At 71.1% G+C, this 17,522-nt stretch carries 7 protein-coding genes; all 7 read right to left on the bottom strand.

Features of this window, described 5'->3' with window-relative positions; translation table 11 throughout:
- Positions 1-9: 9 nt before the first annotated feature.
- A complete protein-coding gene (locus A5730_RS18035; RefSeq protein WP_067903443.1) occupies positions 10-1,275 on the bottom strand; it encodes an acyltransferase in 1,266 nt (421 codons plus the stop codon).
- A 16-nt stretch (positions 1,276-1,291) separates the two neighbouring features.
- Positions 1,292-2,095, bottom strand: coding sequence for an ABC transporter permease (locus A5730_RS18030; protein WP_067903222.1), 804 nt, complete (start codon positions 2,093-2,095; stop codon positions 1,292-1,294).
- A complete protein-coding gene (locus A5730_RS18025; RefSeq protein WP_067903219.1) occupies positions 2,092-2,907 on the bottom strand; it encodes an ABC transporter permease in 816 nt (271 codons plus the stop codon). The genes A5730_RS18030 and A5730_RS18025 overlap by 4 nt, the downstream gene beginning before the upstream one ends.
- Positions 2,904-3,905, bottom strand: coding sequence for a daunorubicin/doxorubicin resistance ABC transporter ATP-binding protein DrrA (locus tag A5730_RS18020; protein ID WP_067903216.1), 1,002 nt, complete (start codon positions 3,903-3,905; stop codon positions 2,904-2,906). Before A5730_RS18020 ends, A5730_RS18025 begins: the two co-directional genes overlap by 4 nt.
- Positions 3,906-3,915: 10 nt before the next feature.
- Positions 3,916-8,310, bottom strand: coding sequence for a type I polyketide synthase (locus A5730_RS18015; RefSeq protein ID WP_067903215.1), 4,395 nt, complete (start codon positions 8,308-8,310; stop codon positions 3,916-3,918).
- Complete coding sequence (locus A5730_RS18010; protein WP_067903212.1) at positions 8,307-13,688, bottom strand: type I polyketide synthase; 5,382 nt, start codon at positions 13,686-13,688, stop codon at positions 8,307-8,309. Before A5730_RS18010 ends, A5730_RS18015 begins: the two co-directional genes overlap by 4 nt.
- Positions 13,685-17,522, bottom strand: a 3,838-nt coding sequence (locus tag A5730_RS18005; RefSeq protein WP_156745859.1) for an SDR family NAD(P)-dependent oxidoreductase, incomplete at its 5' end; no start/stop codon positions are given. The genes A5730_RS18005 and A5730_RS18010, both read right to left, overlap by 4 nt.

The following is a 17,522-nucleotide window of genomic DNA, read 5'->3' as shown; positions in this document are numbered from 1 at the left end:
AATGCCGGCTCACTCCATGGCCCAGCTGTCCTCCTCGACCAGCGAGCAGAGCCGCGAATGGATTGCCGCCAAGGTCTTTTCGCGCCCCGGCAGGTGCGCGTGGTGCTCGATGAACAACCGGTTCGCGAAAGTTCCGACGCTGTAGAGGTCCACCGGGGCGCGGGTGGGGAAGTAGAGCTCGCTTTGGAAGTCCTCCAGCTCGATCTCGTCGGGTACGCGCAGCGGCGGGATGGTGCCGGTGTCCGTGCACAGCACGACCGGGGGGAGCCCCGCGGGAGTGCCCTGATACTGCAGGTTGAAATGCAGCGCGGATTGCTGGATTACCCCGTCCGACAGGTCGGTGCGGAAGGAGTCCACGATTCCGCGGGCCAGATCCACCAGATCGGTGTCGGCCCTGATCTCGGCGAGGTAGGTGGCCACGCCCAGCGGCAGCGTGCCGCCGGTGAGACTCACCGGCGGTGAGAGCAGGTAGCGCAGATCGACCGGATAGATGTAGGGAATCGGGATGTGGGGCGTGTCGCGCAATTCCCACTCGGCCAGCAGGATGGCCGCCGCTACCACGGAGTTGAGGCTGAGCTGATTGGTCGAACCGAACTCGACCAGCTCCGCCGTCTCCTCCTCGGTGAACCGTATCCGCGCGATCGGAATGGGTTGTATCGCATCCGGATTCGGCATCACGGGTGGCTTATCCTGGGTCGGCAGGTCGTAGGCGAACATCGCCTTGAAGAGCTTCTCCAGCCCGGACCGCTGCTGTTTTGTCACACCGCGCTGTTCGAGCAGGAGCTCCAGCGCCTCGGGCGCGGGTTGCGGCGTGATCGGGGGCGGCGCGCCGGTGGTGACGACTTCGGTGTAGAGGGAGAAGAGCTCCTCGAGCAGACCGAACGCGTGGTGGGCGTCGGCCAGGCTGTGGTGAGTGTAGAGCGTGAGTTCGGTGCGCGCGCCGCCGCGCTTCAGCCGAAGGTTGAGCAAGGTCTGGTTCTGGTCGAGGCGCATGCCGGCCGTCGCCGGTGCGGCGCCCGGTTCGGCGTCGTCCTCGACCACCCAGATGCCGGTGTGCATCAGGTCTTCGGCGACGATCTGGTAGCGGCCGTCGTCGCCCTTTTCCAGGCGGCCGGTGAACACGGGGTGGGACTCCAGCAGCGCGTCGAAGGCGTCGGCCATCGCGTCGAGGTCGACGGGGCCGGTGATGAAAGCGGTGAAGGCGAAATAGGTTTCGTTGACCGCGAACACCTCTTCGCTGCGCGTCAGCTTGCGGATGACGGATCCCGGAAACATGCCCACCACTTCCTCGTCAGCTCGTGCTGGCGCGTCGATAGCCGGCCAGCGCCGGCACGATGCACACGGCGGTGATGCCGCCGGCCCACAACAGCGTGGCGATCATCGGCCAGCGCACCGGCCCGCCCAGCGACAGGCCGCGCATCGCCTCGATCGCGTAGCTCATCGGCTGGTGCGCGACCACCGGCTGCACCCACTTCGGAAATTGATCCACCGGCAGGAAGCCGGTCGAGAACACCACGGCGAGAACGTGTCCGAGCGTGACCGTTTCGAGCAGGAAGTTGTTGGCGGTGTACAGCGCCACCATCGTGATCAGGGTGGCGAACGCGAGCCCGAAGATCATCGGGACGACGAACCAGGTGAGGCTCGCGAGCACGCCCTGCCGGAAGCGGAAGCCCAGCATCATTCCCACGGCCAGCACGACCAGGGTGGTGATCACGATCCGGATCATCTCGGCCGCGATTCGCGAACAGACGCCCGACGCGCGGTGCACGGGCACCACCCACAGCCGGCGCAGCAGGCCGTTGGAGCGCTCGCCGATGAGGCCGATCGCTCCGATCGCGGCCCCATTTATCGTGGCCGCCAGCGCATTCAGCGGAACCGTGCCGTACAGCGCGCTGTGGCCGGTGACCTGTGAAATGACGTTGCCGAGAATGATGTTCAACGTCAACAGGAACAGGACCGGTAGGACGAGTGCCTCGATCACGGTCGTCAGATCGCGCGCCCAGCCCAGCAGGATCCGCCGCGTCTGGACCCAGGTTTGCGACGCCAGTGCGCGTGCCGAGTCTTCGTGGTAGCGGGGCGAATCCAGCACCGTCATCGCGACCTCCTGGCCAACACGATCGCCGACGCCGGAATCAGCAGCGCGGTCAATCCGAACAACCACGCCAGCGTCGGCGCCAGCACCGGCCAGGTCACCGATCCGCCGAACGGGGCGGCGTCCCCGGCCAGCGCGCGTAAGGCGATCACGAACTGCGACACCGGCTGGTTGCGGACGATCGGCTGGATCCAGTGCGGAAACTGCTGCGCCGGTTGGACTCCGGTGGACAGCAGGCCGAAGATCAAGGGCGGCAGGATGAGCAACGGGGTCATGGCCTCGGGGTTGCGGGTTCCGGTGCCGACCAGGTCCGCCGCGAAGGACAGGATCGATCCGACCGCCACCACCAACAGGCAGAAGGCCGCGACGTAGATCGCCGAGCGGTGAAACCGGAACCCGATGACATAGCCGCAGACCACCGCGACCGCCACCGAGACGGTGCAGCGGTACACCGCGGCCGAGATGCGGGCGCCCACCGGGGCGAACGGGGCCATCGGCATGGATCTGAACCGCCGGTTGATGCCCTGCACCGAGTCGGTCGCGGCCCGAAACGCCGTCGACATCGCGGCGAAGGTGATGGCCTGCAACGCGATCAACGGCATGACGTATTGCGCGTAACTGCTGGAAAGTCCCTTGGTCGCGGTGCCCATGATCTGGTGCAGCGGGATGTAGAAGCCGGCCGTGAACACCACCGAGGATGCGACGGTCACGAGCAGTTCGCCGTTGCGCAGGGTGGGCGCGATGAAGCGAACGGTGAGGACCCACCACTGCGTCAGCGTGGACGGGTGGCGTTCGGGGCTGGCGGTCGCGGTCACCCGACGGCCTGGGTCGCGACGGGGGCGCGCGCGGCGGGCGAGTCGTCCGTCAGCGCAAGGAACACGTCGTCGAGCGACGGGCGCCGCAGGGCGACGTCGGCCACCTCGATGCCGGCGGCGGCCAGTCGCCCCACGGCCTCGATGAGGGTGCGTGCGCCGTCCGGGGCGGGGATGGTGATCCGATCCGAATCGGGCGTGAGCGCGGCCCGGATCTTGTCCGGCACCAGCGGGCCCAGGACATCGGCGATCGCCCGCAGGTCGGTCAACCGGCGCGGCACGATCTCGCAATAACTGCCGCCGGTGCGCTCCTTGAGCTCGTCGGCCGTTCCCTCGGCGATGACCCGCCCGTGGTCGATCACCACGATCCGGTCGGCCAGCGCGTCGGCCTCCTCGAGGTACTGCGTCGTCAGCAGCGTGGCGATGCCGTCGTCCTTGAACTTGCCGACCAGGTCCCAAATGCTTTGCCTGCTACGCGGATCCAGCCCGGTGGTGGGTTCGTCCAGGAAGACGACCTCGGGGCGGACCACCAGGCCGCAGGCGATGTCGATGCGGCGGCGCATGCCGCCGGAATAGGTCTTGACGCGCCGGTCGGCGGCGTAGGCGAGGTCGAATTCATCGATGAGCTGCCGGGCGCGGGCGCGCGCCGCCGACTTGTGCAAGCCGAACAGCCGGCCGAACATCACCAGGTTTTCGCTCCCGGTGAGCATGTCGTCGATCGCGACTTGCTGGCCGGTGAGCATGATCGATCGGCGCACACCGGCCGGTTCGGACACCACGTCGTAGCCGGCGACCACCGCGCGGCCGCTGTCCGGCCGGCTCAGCGTCGACAGGATGTCCACCAGGGTGGTCTTGCCCGCACCGTTCGGCCCGAGCAGCCCGAGCACCTCGCCGCGGCCGACGTCGAAGCTGACCTCGTGCAGGGCCACGAAGTCGCCGAAGGTCTTGCGAACCCGGTCGACGACGACCGCCTTGTCGGTCGCTGTCCGTGCGTCAATCACTCGGCCCCCCTCAACCCGCGTCCAGGGCCGACAGGTCCACCAACGCCAATTCCACCGGCTGCCCGTCCATGTCGGCGTCGCCGGCGGCGATGGCGTCGCCGATCAGCGCCCGCAGCGCCAGCGGGAAACACCGCGCCAGCGCCTCGGCGCGCGCCCCCTGCACCCGGCGGGTGTCGTACCACCAATCGAGGTGCAGCACACCGGAGTGCCGGTAGACGCGCAACTCGATGGCATGACCCAGGCCCGGGATCGTGTCGCGCACGGGCATGGCGGCGTCGGAGTCGAATTGCACCGGCGCATCGATGGGCGGCAGCTCGGGAACCACGCCGACGTAGCGGAAGTGAACATCCGCGGGGTGCGCGCCCGACAGCGCCCGCGCGGTGGGCGCGTAGAGATACCGCAGCAGCCCGTAGCCAATCCCGTAGTGCGGAACGGATTTGAGGGTGTCACGAACGGCCGTCAGCAGCTCGCTGGCGCCCGTGTCGTCGGGCGTGGCGCACCGCAGCGGCACCGGATAGATCGTGGTGAACCGCCCGATGGTTCTGCGCAGGTCGACATCCGGGCGCAGCACCGAACGTCCGGCCCCCTCCAGGTCGACGGCGACCACGCCGGCGCCGACGGTCTCGGCGATGGACCGGCTCAGCGCCGCCAGCAGGATCTCGTCTACCGACCACCCGAGCGCGCGCCGGGCGTCGTCGAGCTCGGACGTCTGCTCGACCGTCAGCGCCGTCGACACCTTGGCCAGGTCGTCACCGCGCGGCGGTTCGGTCGCCTCGGTGTCGGCCGGCCGCAGGGTCGGCCGCATCGAGCCGTCCAACCAGAAGTCGCGCGTCTCGAGGACCGCCGGGTGCGTCGCGAGGGCGGCGACGCGCAAGGACCAATCCCGCCACGAGGTGGTGGCCGGGGCCAGCGAGATCTCCTCGCCCGCAACGCGTTGCGTGAAGGCGGTGAAGAGGTCGGTGACCAGGATTTCGCGGGAGGTGGTGTCGGCGACGATCTCGTGCAGGGACAGCGCCAGATAGCACGCGCCGTGCGGGCCGCGGATGTAGCTGGCCGTCAGCGGTGCGGTCAGATCGTCGTGGGCCGCCAGCTCGGCCACGATGTCGAGCAGCGCCGCGCGCTGCGCCTCGGGCTCGGTGTCGGGCAGCGTCCGGGAGGAGAGCCGGTCGAATTCCCGTGGCGCCGCGATGCGCTGCTCCCAGGTGCCGGCCCGCTCGACGAGCTCGAGGCGCAACGCGTCGTGGTGATTGACCAAGGCGGTGAGCACCGCGCGGACGTCGTCGACGCCGACACCCGTGTCGAGGCGCAGGATCAGCGGGATCCGCCAGCTGCCCGGCTGCCGCACTCCGGTCTCGAGGAACCGCGCGACGCCCGGCGGGATGGCCGGGAACGAGGCGGCCTCAGGCGGTTTCGCCAACGAGCCCGCGGCATACTTGGCGTCGACGTGGGCCGCCAGGGTGGCCAAGGTCGGGTTGCCGTACAGATCCTGCGGCGTGACGTCCAGCCCGGCGTTGCTGGCGTTGGTCGCGATGCCGATCGAGATCAGCGAATCGCCGCCGAGGTCGAAGAAGTTGTCGTTGCGACCGATCGAGTTCAGACCCAGGCATTGCATCCAGATCTGCCGCAGCGTGGCCTCGGTGTGCGACTGCCCGTTCGCCGACGCGGCGCCGTTGGTGGCGGCGACCGGCGCCCCGGGCGCCTCGGCGGGGTGCTCGAGCCAGGCGAGCGGTTTGGGGTCGACCCAATGCCGTTCGCGGGCAAAGGCGTAACCGGGTAGCCAGACAGGGTTCGGCGTCGGCCCGGTCAGCGGTTCCCAGTCGACCGGCACCCCGGCCGACCACAGCTGGCCGAGCCCGAGCAGGAAGGTGTCCCGGTCGTCGGTGTTCTGGATCGGGTGCCGCATCAGTCGAACCGCGCGGTGGCCGTCCGACCACTTCGGGTGTCGCATCGCCGAGCCCGTCAGGCTGCCCCCGGGGCCGACTTCGACGAGCACCCGGTCGGGATCGGTCAGCAGCGCGTCGAGTTCGTCTGCGAACCTGATCGTGGAACTGATTTGACGCGCCCAGCTGGCCGGGTCGGTGACCTGCTCGTCGGTCATCCAGGTCCCGGTGAGGTTGCTGAGCAGGGGCGTGTCCGGGCGGCGAAGCTCGACGCCGGACAGGAATTCGCCGAACTCGGCCGCCATGGAATCCATTGCGCTGGAATGGAATGCGTGGGTGGCCCGCACCCGCCGGGCGGTGATGCCCGCCTCGCGTAGCCGCTGGGTGAAGGCGCGAATCTCGTCGTTGGGGCCGGCGACCACGCAGTTGCCGGGGTCGTTGACCGCGGACAAGTCGACCCCGGGGGTGAGGTAGGGGGCGAGGTCGTCGGGGCCTAGCGCGACGGCGACCATCGCACCGGGCGGGGACTCGTGCATCAGCCGGGCGCGCAAGGCCACCAGCTTGATCGCCGTCTCGAGGTCGAACACCCCGGCCAGCGTGGCCGCGATGTACTCACCCGTGCTGTAGCCGATGTACGCCCCGGCGCGCAGCCCGTAGTGTTCGGCCAACCGCGCCAGGGCGTATTCGACCGTGAACAAGGCGGGCTGGGAGCGGTCGATGCGCTCCAGATCGGTTGCGGCGTCACCGAATATCAGCGCCTTCAGGTCAATCCCCATCTCGTCGCCGAATCCCGCCGCGCACGCGTCGAAATGCTCGGCGAACACCGGCTCGGTGTCGTAGAGACCCCTGGCCATGCCGACGTGCTGGGCGCCCTGACCGGGGAACATGAACACGACCCGATGCGCGGGGTCCTCGCCGCCGTCGAGCGATTCGCCGACGAAGACGTTGTCGTGCTCGCCCGCCCGCAGCACCGTGGCCGCGTGCTCGCGGTCGTGCACCACGGCCGCCACGGTGAGCCGGTGCCTGCGGCGCCCGGTGAGGGTGTGGGCGACGTCGGCCAGTTCGGGGCCGTCCGGGGCGGCCAACGCGTCGGCGAGAGCGGCGCGCGACCCGTCAAGCGCGGCCGCGCTTTGCGCCGAGACCAGCAAGACCTGGGGGCCCGCGGGCGCCGCCCGCTCGGGGGCGGGGGGCGCCTCTTCCACCACGACGTGCGCGTTGGTGCCGCCCACCCCGAACGAGCTGACCCCGGCCCTGCGCACGCCGTCCCACTCCCACGCGTCGTATGCGCTTCGGACGGTGAACGGGGTCTCGTCGAGACGCAGCTCGGGGTTCGGACTGGTGAAGTGCAGCGTGCCGGGAATCGCCTTGTGCTGCAGGCACAGAATGGTCTTGATCAGACCCACCACACCGGCCGCCACCTCCAGGTGCCCGATGTTGGACTTGACCGAGCCGAGGACGCAGGGGCCCGGGCGGGGGGTCTGCGACACGGCGAAGGCGGATCGCAATCCCTGGACCTCGATGGGATCACCCAGCGGCGTGCCGGTTCCGTGTGTTTCGACATAGCTCACGGTCGCGGAGTCGATGCCGGCGACCGCGTGGGCTTCGGCGATGACGTCGGCCTGGGCGGCCGGATTCGGCGCCGCGTAGCCCATTTTCATCGATCCGTCGTTGTTGATCGCCGATCCGCGGATGACGGCGTGCACCCGGTCGCCGGCGTCGAGGGCGGCCTGCAGGGGCTTGAGCGCGACGATGGCCACGCCACTGCCGAAGACGGTGCCGTCGGCCCGCACGTCGAACGGGCGGCAGTGGCCCACTGCGGACACCATGGCGCCCGGCGAGTTCCAGTACCCGACGTGGTGGGGGACCGACAGCGACACCCCGCCGGCCAGGGCCATGTCGCACTCGCCGCTGAGCAGGCTCTGGCACGCCAGGTGGACCGCCACCAGCGACGACGAGCATGCGGTCTGGACCGTGAGACTGGGCCCGCGCAGATCGAATTGGTGCGAAACCCGGGTCGCCAGGAAGTCCTTGTCGTTCTGCAGGAACAGGTTGAACTGCTCAAAATTGAGGCCCGTCCCAATGAAGGCGTCCTGGGCGCGGTGCGAGGAGAGGTTGTGCAGCAGGTAGCCGCTGGGGGAGCTGGTCCCGAAAACGCCGATCGAGCCGTCGAACTCGGCGGGGTCGCAGCCGGCGTCCTCGAACGCGTGCCACGCGCACTGCAAGAACAGCCGGTGCTGGGGATCCAGCATCCGGGCGAATTGCGGGGGGAACCCGAAGAACTCGGCGTCGAACTCGTCGACCCCGTCGACAAGGGGGGCGCGCCGCACGTAGGCCGGGTTCGCCAGCACCTCGTCGGGGATGCCGGCGGCCTTGAGTTCCTGCTCGGACAGCGTGGCGATCGACTCCTTGCCCCGCCGCAGGTTGTCCCAGAATGTTGAGACGTCGTTGGCGCCGGGGAACCTTCCGGCCATGCCGACCACCGCGATCGCGTTGGGCGGTGAGTCCGTCGACCCGTTCGTGCTCATGCTTGATGTCCTCGCTTCCGCCGCAGTGCGGCTTGTTGGCGCGCGGCCGCGCGCTGCGCCGCCCGGTCGCGAACCGCGTCTTTCTGCTCGTCCGGCCCCCCGTCGCCGGCCAGGCCGAGCTGGCGAACCAGGTCGGCCGTGAGGTCGTGCAACGAGGCGCCCTGCAGCAGGAGGGCCACCGGTGGCTCGACTCCGAAGTCGGCGCGGGCGGAGTTGCGAATCCGCACGGCCATCAAGGAATCCATCCCCAACTCGATGAGGGGCACGCCGGGGTCGACGGCCGACCGGTCGGCGTACCCCATGACCGCGGCGATGCGCGCGCGCAGCCGCTCGGTCATCAGGGCTTGCGCCGCACCGGGTTCCAGCCCGGTCAGCGCTTCGGGACCGGCCCAGTCGCCGCCGTCACCCGCGGTTTCCAGCTCGGCGACCACGTTGGTGAAGTAGCCGAGGTTGCGGATCTCCGGGAACGCGATCAGCGCCCGGTCGGGCCGCAGCCGGCCCACGCCGGTGTGGCACCTGCCGCTGGCCAGCAGCGGCTCCATGGCCGCCGTGCCCTCGGCGGGCGTGATGGGATCGAGCGCGCCGCCGGTCAACGCGCGGGCGAGACCCACCTCCGCCCACGGGCCCCAGTTGATCACCGCCGCAGGCAATCCCGCCGCCCGCCGCCAATCGACCAGCGCGTCGAGCCACGCGCTGGCGCACGCGTACGAGGCCTGCCCCGGCCCGCCCAGCATGGAGGCGGTCGAGGAAAACCCGAGCCACCAATCCAATTCGCAGTTCGCGCTGGCCTGATGCAGGCGCAGCGCCCCGATGACCTTGGGCGCCCACACCCGTTCGACGCTGTCCTTGGTCATGGAGAACACCAGGCTGTCGTCGAGCACGGCGGCCGCGTGCAACACGCCGCGCAGGTTCGTCTCGCCCGCGGCCGCCACCAGCTTTTCGGCGACGCCCTCGGCCGCGATGTCGCCGGTGACCACCACGATCTCGGCGCCCCGCTCCAGCTCGGCCAGGACCGCGCGCTGCTGTTCCGACGGTTCGCTGCGGCCGTTGAGGACGAGCCGCCCCGCGCCGCCGTCCACCAGCCACCGCGCCATGACCAGGCCCAGGCCGCCCAGTCCGCCGGTGACGATGTAAGACGCTCCGCGGCGGACGACGTCTCGGGTGGTGGGTTCGCCGATGACCGCCCGGGTGAGGCGCTCCACGTGGCGCTGCCCGCCCCGCCACGCGACGATGTCGTCCATCGGGTCCGAGATCGCCGCGGCCAGTTCGGTATTGAGCGCCTCCGGGTCCCCGTGGGCGTCCAGGTCGACCAGCGTGGTGCGCAGCTCGGGATGCTCGTAGGCCAGGACCCGCACCAGGCCCTTCAGCGCGCCGACCCCGGGGCGGCCGGCCTCGTCGCGCACGGCGAGGCCGCCCTCGGTGACCAGCCAGAGCCGCGGTGATTGACCGTGCCAGCCGCCGACGATCGCGCGGACGACGGTCGAGACCGCCCACACCGTTTCGCGGGCCTGGTCGATGCCGCCGTCCGTGACGTCGGGGCTGGGCGCCGCGAACACGACCACGCCGACGGGCGGGTGCTCGGGGTCGCCCGCGGTGTCGGCGAACGCGGCGAGCACGGCGGCGACGTCGTGCAGGTCGGCGGTGACCAGCCGGCGTGCCGGTGAGCGCCAGCCCGCGGCGAAGGCGTCCGCGCGGTCGGCGGCACCGCGGTCGGTGAGCACCAGCCAGCTGCCGGGGGTCTCGGCCTGAACGGCCGTGATCGGCTGGGGCACCCAGGTGGTGTCGAAGACCTTCTGCGACAACGGAAGCGGCACGCTGCGGCGTTCGACGCGGCGCAGATAGACGTCGTTGATCTCCGCCGTGACCGTCCCGGCGTCGTCGGTCAAGACGATCCGGCCGAGCTTGCCCGCGCCGCCCTCGTCGAGATTGCTCAGCTGGGCCCGGCAGCGGGCCCGCCGGCCCGGGTCGCCGTAGACCCGGATGGCATCGAAGGACACCGGAAGATAACTGGCCTCGGCGGAGCCGGCGAGTTCGTCGTCCGGCATCGCCGCGGCCAGGCTCTGTAGCGCCGCGTCGAGCAGGACGGGGTGCAGCCGGAAACCCGGATGCCGGGGCGCCTCGTCGGGGAGGACGATCTCGGATTCCACGAAACCGCCGGGCAGCCGGTGGATCTCGGTGAGCGCCGCGAAGGCGGGGCCGTGGTATTGGCCGGCGTGGCGCAGCACGCCGTACAGGTCGGCGGGGTTGATCGCGGGTCCGGCGTCTCCGATGGGTGCGGGCGCGTCGGGAGGGGCGTCCGACGCCCGGGTCTCGGCGTGCGCGGTGGCGTGCCTGGTCCAGCCGCCGGCCGACCGTGAGTAGATCTCGATCCGGGTCTTGTCGTCGGCGCCCCGGGTCAGCTGGGTGGTCAGCCGCGTGTGGTCGCCGAGGTTGAGCATCTGCTCGACTTCGAGCTGGTTGATCGACACGCTGCCAACGGGGACGGCCAGCGCTTCGCTCGCGGCGGCCAAGGCGATCTCGGCGAACGCCGCGCCCGGCATCACGGCTTGTCCGAACACCTTGTGGTCGGCGAGCCAGGGGGACACCGCGGTGCCGGCGTCGGCCTGCCACACGTGATCGTGGCTGGACGGCACTTCGACGTGGGTCCCCAGCAGCGGGTGGCCGGCGACCGACTCCGACATCCCGGCCCGGTCGGCGACCCAGAATTGGGTGTGCTGCCACGGCGTCACCGGGAGGTCGGCGAGGCGACCGCGGCCGGCGACGGGCGGGTGAGGCGAGACGGCGGCCAGCTGGCCGTGGAAGGTGATCGTGTCGTCGGTGTCGCGGTGCAGGGTGCCGACGGCTTGCGCGACGGTGCCGAGGGTGTCGGCGATGGCGTGGGTGAGCAGCGGGTGGGGGCTGATCTCGATGAAGGTGTGCCGGTCGGCCCCGGCCTGGCTGACGGCTTGATGGAAGCGCACCGGGTTGCGCAGGTTGTCCGCCCAATAGTCGGCGTCGAGCAGCGGGCCGGGAGCCGGACTCGTGGTGCTGATCATCGGGATGGTCGGCGTCTTTGGCGCCAAATCGGCTAGCGCGGCACGCAATTCGGGGAGGATGGGATCGATGATCGGGTGGTGCGAGGCCACGTCGACCTCGATGCGTCGCGCCAGCAGGTTGCGGGCGGCCACGTCCGCGATGACCGCGTCCACCTGATCGGGCGGGCCGGCAATCACCGATTGGCGCGGCGAGGCGTGCACGGCCAGCGTCACCTGCGGGTGGTCGGTGATCAGTTCTCCGGCCGCCTCGGCGTCGAGTTCGAGTAACGCCATCGCGCCCTGCCCGGACAACCGGGCCATCAGCGCCGACCGGGTGGCGATCACCCGCAGCCCCTCCGCCGGGGTGAGCGCCCCCGACACCACCGCGGCGGAAACCTCACCCATGGAGTGCCCGATCACCGCGTCGGGCTCGATCCCGTAGTGGCGCCACAGCGCGGTCAGCGCGAGCTGGACGGCCACCAGCACCGGCTGGATGTTCTGGATGCCGGCCACCGTGCGCCCCTCGGCCAGCGTCTGGTGCAGCGAAAAGCCGGTCTGGGCAACGAAATCCGGTTCCAGCTCGGCGATCGCCGCCGCGAAGGCGGGCTCGTCGGCCAGCAGCCGGCGGCCCATGCCGGCCCATTGCGCGCCCTGCCCGGAATAGACGAACACGGTGCCGGGGCGGCGGGTCGACTCGACCGGGCCCCGCACCCCGGGCGCCGGGGCGCCGGCGGCCAGGGCCCGCAACCCCGCCACCGCGGCCGCGCCATCGCGGGCCACCACGGTCGCGCGCCAAGGGTGTTGGGCCCGGCGGGAACTCAGCGTGTGCGCGACGTCGGCCAGCGGCGTCGCCGCGCCGGGGGCGCCCAGCCAGTCGGCGAGCGTGGCGGCCATCGCCGCCACCCGCTGCGGGGTCTTGCCGGACACCACCAGCGTCGACACCGTCGGCGCGGGGCGCGGCTGCGGATCCGCCGGGGCGGGCGGCTGCTCGATCACCACGTGCGCGTTGGTGCCGCTGAGGCCGAACGACGAAACCGCGGCCCGGCGGGTGCCGGCCGCCGGCCATGCGGTGCCCTCGGTCGGCACGAATAGGCGGGTCGACGACGCGTCGATCGCCGGGTTCCACCGGGTGAAGTGCAGGTTCGGTGGGATGAATCCGCGGTTCACCGCCAGGATGGCTTTGATGAATCCGGTGACCCCGGCGGCGGCCTCGAGATGCCCGAGGTTGGTCTTGACCGCCCCGAGGGCGCAGCCGCCCTCGCTCTGACCTTTCGCAAGCCCGTACGTCGCGGACAGCGCCTCGAACTCGATCGGATCGCCCAGTATGGTTCCGGTGCCGTGGGTTTCGACGTAGTTGACGCTGTCCGCCGTGACGTCGGCCTGGCGCAGGGCGGTGGTGATCACGTCGCGCTGCGCCGCCGCGTTCGGCGCGGTCATGCCGTTGGACCGGCCGTCTTGGTTGATGGCCGAACCGCGGACCACGGCGAGCACGCGATCGCCGTCGCGGGTGGCGTCGGACAACCGCTTGAGCACCACCACGCCGCAGCCCTCGCTGCGCACGAACCCGTCGGCCAGGGCGTCGAAGGTCTTGCACCGGCCCGTCGGTGACAGGGCCGACCACTTGGAGAGGGCGATGCTGGTGAACGGCGACAGCGACAGGTGCACACCGCCGGCGAGTGCGGTGTCGCTTTCCCGCAGCCGCAGGCTCTGGCAGGCCAAATGGATCGCCACCAACGACGACGAGCAGGCGGTGTCGACGGCCACCGCCGGGCCGCGCAGCCCCAACAGGTAGGAGATCCGGCCCACCGCGGCGCTGTGCGGGTTGCCGGTGCTCATGTACGCGTCGATCTCGGCGCGCCGCTCGAGGTTGAGGATGGTGTAGTCCCACGCCGACACGCCCATCATTGCGGCGGTTCGGCTGCCGCTCAACGAATCCGGAGGCACGCCGGCGTGTTCGAGCGCTTCCCACGCGACCTCGAGCAGGATGCGCTGCTGCGGGTCCATCGCGATCGCTTCGCGGGGGGTGATGCCGAAGAAGTCCGCGTCGAAACCGCCGACGTCGTCGACGAAACCACCCCACTTCGTCGTCATCCGGCCCGGCGCCTGCGGGTCGGGGTCGTAGAACGCGTCGGCGTCCCACCGGTCGGGGGGCACCTCGCCGACGGCGTCGCGGCCGTCGAGCAGCAGCTGCCAAAAGCTCTCCGGCCCAGACACTTTGCCGGGCAGCCGGCAGCCGATGCCGACCACGGCCACCGGTTCGGCGATCTCGGTCGGGAAAGCCGTGCCCGCGCGCACGAGCTCACGGGCGAGGACCTCGCGGGCTTTGGGCGACATCTGCGCCGCGCGTTCGGCGATGCTCGTCATTGCTCGCCGCCCCCGGTCGCGGTCTCCAGCTCGCTCGCCGCCACCAGATCGGACAGCAACTCCATCTCCTCGTCCGATAGCTCGGCCTCCCCGTCGGGGGGACGCTCCTCGTCGGTCGGTGTCGCGTAACCCAACCGCTCGCACAGCGCGCCCGCGAGGTCGGTGATCGTCGGGTACGCCCAGACCAGGGCGGCCGGCAGCGTTGTGCCCAGGCTGGATTCGAGCCGGTTGCGCAATTCGAGCGCCATCAGCGAGTCGAGGCCGAGCGACTCCATCGGGCGGCCGGGATCGATCGGCTCGGCCGAGCGCAACACCGCCCGGATCTCGTCGGCGATCACGGCCGCGAGGCGGGCCGGGCGCTCACCGGCGTCGGTGGCGTCCAGCTCGGCGCGGATGGCGCCCCCACCGGCGCGCCGTTCGCCTGTCGAGTCGTGCAGGTGGGTGAACAGCGACGAACCGGCCGCGGCGGGGAAGGACTGGAACCACTGCCGCGCGTCGAGGCTGAACACTCCGGTGCGCGCGCGGTCGGCCGCCAGGGCCAGCTGCATCGCTTCCAGGCCCTGTTCGACCGTGATCATCGCGACGCCGAGGTCGGCGAAGAATTGGGCGCGGCCGACCTCCGCCCATGGGCCCCAGTTGATTCCGACGGCGGGGAGCCCCGCCGAGCGGCGGTGGGCGACCAGGCCGTCGACCCAGGAGTTGGCGGCCGCGTACGCGCCCTGGCCGGGAGCGCCCAGCAGGGAGGCCACCGACGAGAACGTCAACCACCAGTCGAGATCCAGGTGGGCGGTGGCCCGGTGCAGCAGCCAGCTGCCCGCGACCTTCGGGGTGAACACGCGCCGTGCGGCCGATTCGGACATGTTCAGCACGATCTCGTCGTCGAGGATCATGGCGCTGTGCAGGACTCCGGCGGGCCGCACGCCGGCGTCTTCGATCGCCCGCACCAGTCGATCGGCCGTGCCGGGCTCGGCGATGTCGCCGGTCACCACCTCGATGCGGCCGCCCGCGGCGGTGAGCCCCGCGATCGCGTCGGCGACGTCCCCGACGGGGGCCGAACGTCCGTTCAGCACAACCAATCCCGCGCCCTGCTCGACCAGCCACCGCGCAACGACGAAGCCGAGGCCGCCCATGCCGCCGACGATCAGGTAGCCGCCGTCCGGGCTGACCAGCGGGTGCGGTGGCGGTGCGGCGACCGCGTCGATGCTGCCGCCGGCCGGTATCGAGACGACGATCTTGCCGGTGTGCCGACCGGAGGCCATCAGCGCGAACGCATCGGCCGCGTCGCGCAGACCGAACTCGGTGACCGGCAGCACCTGCAGGGCGCCCTGCGACACGTGCCGCAGGATGTCGGCGAGCATGCGGCGGTAGCGCGCCGGTTGCAGTTTGAGGTTCAGGTCGAGGTCCACCACGGCGAAGGAGGCGCTCTTCGCCAGGGCGGCCAACCCCAGGCCGGCGTCGGCGTGGACGTCCTTCTTGCCCAGTTCGATGAACCGGCCGCCGGGGGCGAGGAGTTTGACGCCGCGATGAATGGCTTCGCCCGGAAGGGAATTGAGGATCACGTCCACGCCGTAACCGTCGGTGATGTCGCGTATCTCGTCGGCGAAATCCACGCTCCTCGAGTCACCGACGTACTCGACGCCAAGCCCGCGCAGCATGTCGCGTTTGGCGTCCGAGCCGGCCGTCGCGTAGATCCGCGCCCCGACCATCTGGGCGATCGAAACGGCGGCCAGTCCGACACCGCCGGTGGCGGAGTGGATAAGCACGCGTTCGCCGGGGGCGAGCCGCCCGACCTCGCACAGGGAATGCCAGGCGGTCAGATAGGCGATGCCGAACGCGGCCGCCTCGCCGTCCGGCAGCGCGTCGGGCACGGGCGCGACGAGGTCGGCAAGCGTGGTCACGTGCGTCGCGAAAGTGCCCGGGCCGAAGGCGATCACGCGCTGCCCGATCCGCACGGAGTCGACGTCCGGGCCGACGGCGGTCACGAGGCCCACGCACTCGCCACCGATCACGGGCGGCGCACCGTCGAGCCCGGGGTACACGCCCATCGCCTTGAGCACGTCGCTGAAGTTCAGGCCCGCCGCGACGACCCGAACCTCCACCTGACCGGGTCCCGGCGGAATCCGCTTGACCGCGTGGACGTTCAAAGCGTCCAGGCGCCCGGGCTGGTCGGTCTGCAGCCGCACCGCGCCCCCGGCGTCCAGGTTCACCACGGTGCGGCGGGGTTCGGGCGCGAGGGCACCGGTCGGGGTGGTGGGCGCGGGCACCACCCGGTTGACATAGCGCTGCCCGGCCCGCAGGGCGATCTCGTCGTGGTCCGACCCGGCGAGCAGCTCGGCGGCCAGACCGGCGAGCGAATCCACGCCGTCGGGGTCGGCATCGATCAGCGTCGGCTTGAATTCCGGATGCTCGAAGGTGAGCACCCGGGCGATGCCGCGAATCCCCGCCTGCGCCAATGTGACCCGATCGGCGGGATCGAGCTGCTGGGCGCCGCGGGTGACGACGAACAGCCGGGGGGTGTTGCGGGCGCCCATCCGCGTCACCGTCTTCGCGATGTCGGCGATCAGCAGCGTGCGCGCCTGCGCCAAAGCCAGCTGGTCCTGGTCGGGCAGCGATTCGTCGGCGTGCCGCGGCGGGCAGACCACTGCGACGGCGTCCCACGGGGTGCGGGTGATGGTCGCGCGCAGCCGCGCCACGTCGGCCGGGGAGACCAGCTCGACCTCGTCGGCGCCGTCGCGCAGTGCCGACCGCAGCGCGGGCAGCAGCGGGTCGCCGTTGTCCGTGTCCCCGATCAGCAGCAGGCCACCGAGCCGCCCGGCCGGCTTGTCCAGGGCGGCGGGCTCCCACTGCAGCGCGAACAGGCGGGCGCTGAGTTCCGTTGCGCCGCCGCCCGACCTGAGCACCGCCATCTCGACCTCGTCGATGACGAGCAGTACGCGACCGTCCTGATCCGTCAGCACGACGTGGCCGACGAGCCGGTCCGGACTGTCGGTGGGGGCGAGCGAGCCGAACGAGCGGACGCCGTCGGCCACGTTCCCGTACACGTGGATGCCGGCGAAACGCACGGGGAGAACCAGCGTTTCGCGGGCGCTCTGCCCGTCGGCCAGGTCGGTCGCGGCGCGCGTGGCCCCGAGCGCCTGCACCGCGATGTCCATCATGACCGGGTGCAGCACCAGGTTGCGGGACCCCGTCCTGGCCGGTGCGGGCAGCCGCACGTCCGCGCGGGCCGCACCGGACTGGGTGACGGCCAGGCCCTCGATCCCCCGGAAGGCCGGGCCGTGTTGCTGCCCGGCGCCGCGCAACCGCGCATAGAGCTCGTCGGGGTCGAGAGCGGTCGCGGCGGGTTCGTCGGCCGGCGGCAGGGGCAGCGCGCGTTCGCTATCGCGGGTGAGGGTGGCGGTGGCGTGTCTGACCCACCCGGAAGCGGCTTCGCGCGTGCGCATTTCGACGCGGCACGTCCGCTCGTCCCCGGTGAGTGTCGTCACCAGAACGGTGCCGTCACCGACGTGCAGCATGCGGTCCAGGCTGAGATCGCGGATCATCCAGGGCTCGGCGTCGGGGTTCGCGAACGCGTCGATCGCCGCCGCGAGGGCGATGTCGGCGTAGGCCGCACCCGGCAGCACGCAGAGATCGTCGATGACGTGATCACCGAGCCACAGCAGGTTCGGGCCGAGTTCGCATTCCCAGATCCGGGTCCCGGTGGTCGGATCGGTGACCCCGGTGCCGAGCAGGGGGTGGGTGTGCGGCGTGCGGTGCCCGCCGGCGGTGGGGGAGATCCAGTGCCGGGTGTGCTGCCACGGGGTGGTGGGCAGCGCCGGCTGCGGTGCGGGCGGGTGG

Source organism: Mycobacterium sp. ACS4054 (assembly GCF_001667275.1).
Taxonomy (GTDB): Bacteria; Actinomycetota; Actinomycetes; order Mycobacteriales; family Mycobacteriaceae; genus Mycobacterium.
Note: the sequence above shows the minus strand (reverse complement) of the source record. Positions and strands in the feature narration are given on the sequence as shown.

What these genes read in the sequence shown, in the direction of transcription:
- A5730_RS18035 (WP_067903443.1), bottom strand. Translation starts at nt 1,275, where the DNA reads ATGTTTCCGGGATCCGTCATCCGCAAGCTGACGCGCAGCGAAGAGGTG.
- A5730_RS18030 (WP_067903222.1), bottom strand. Translation starts at nt 2,095, where the DNA reads ATGACGGTGCTGGATTCGCCCCGCTACCACGAAGACTCGGCACGCGCA.
- A5730_RS18015 (WP_067903215.1), bottom strand. Translation starts at nt 8,310, where the DNA reads ATGAGCACGAACGGGTCGACGGACTCACCGCCCAACGCGATCGCGGTG.
- A5730_RS18010 (WP_067903212.1), bottom strand. Translation starts at nt 13,688, where the DNA reads ATGACGAGCATCGCCGAACGCGCGGCGCAGATGTCGCCCAAAGCCCGC.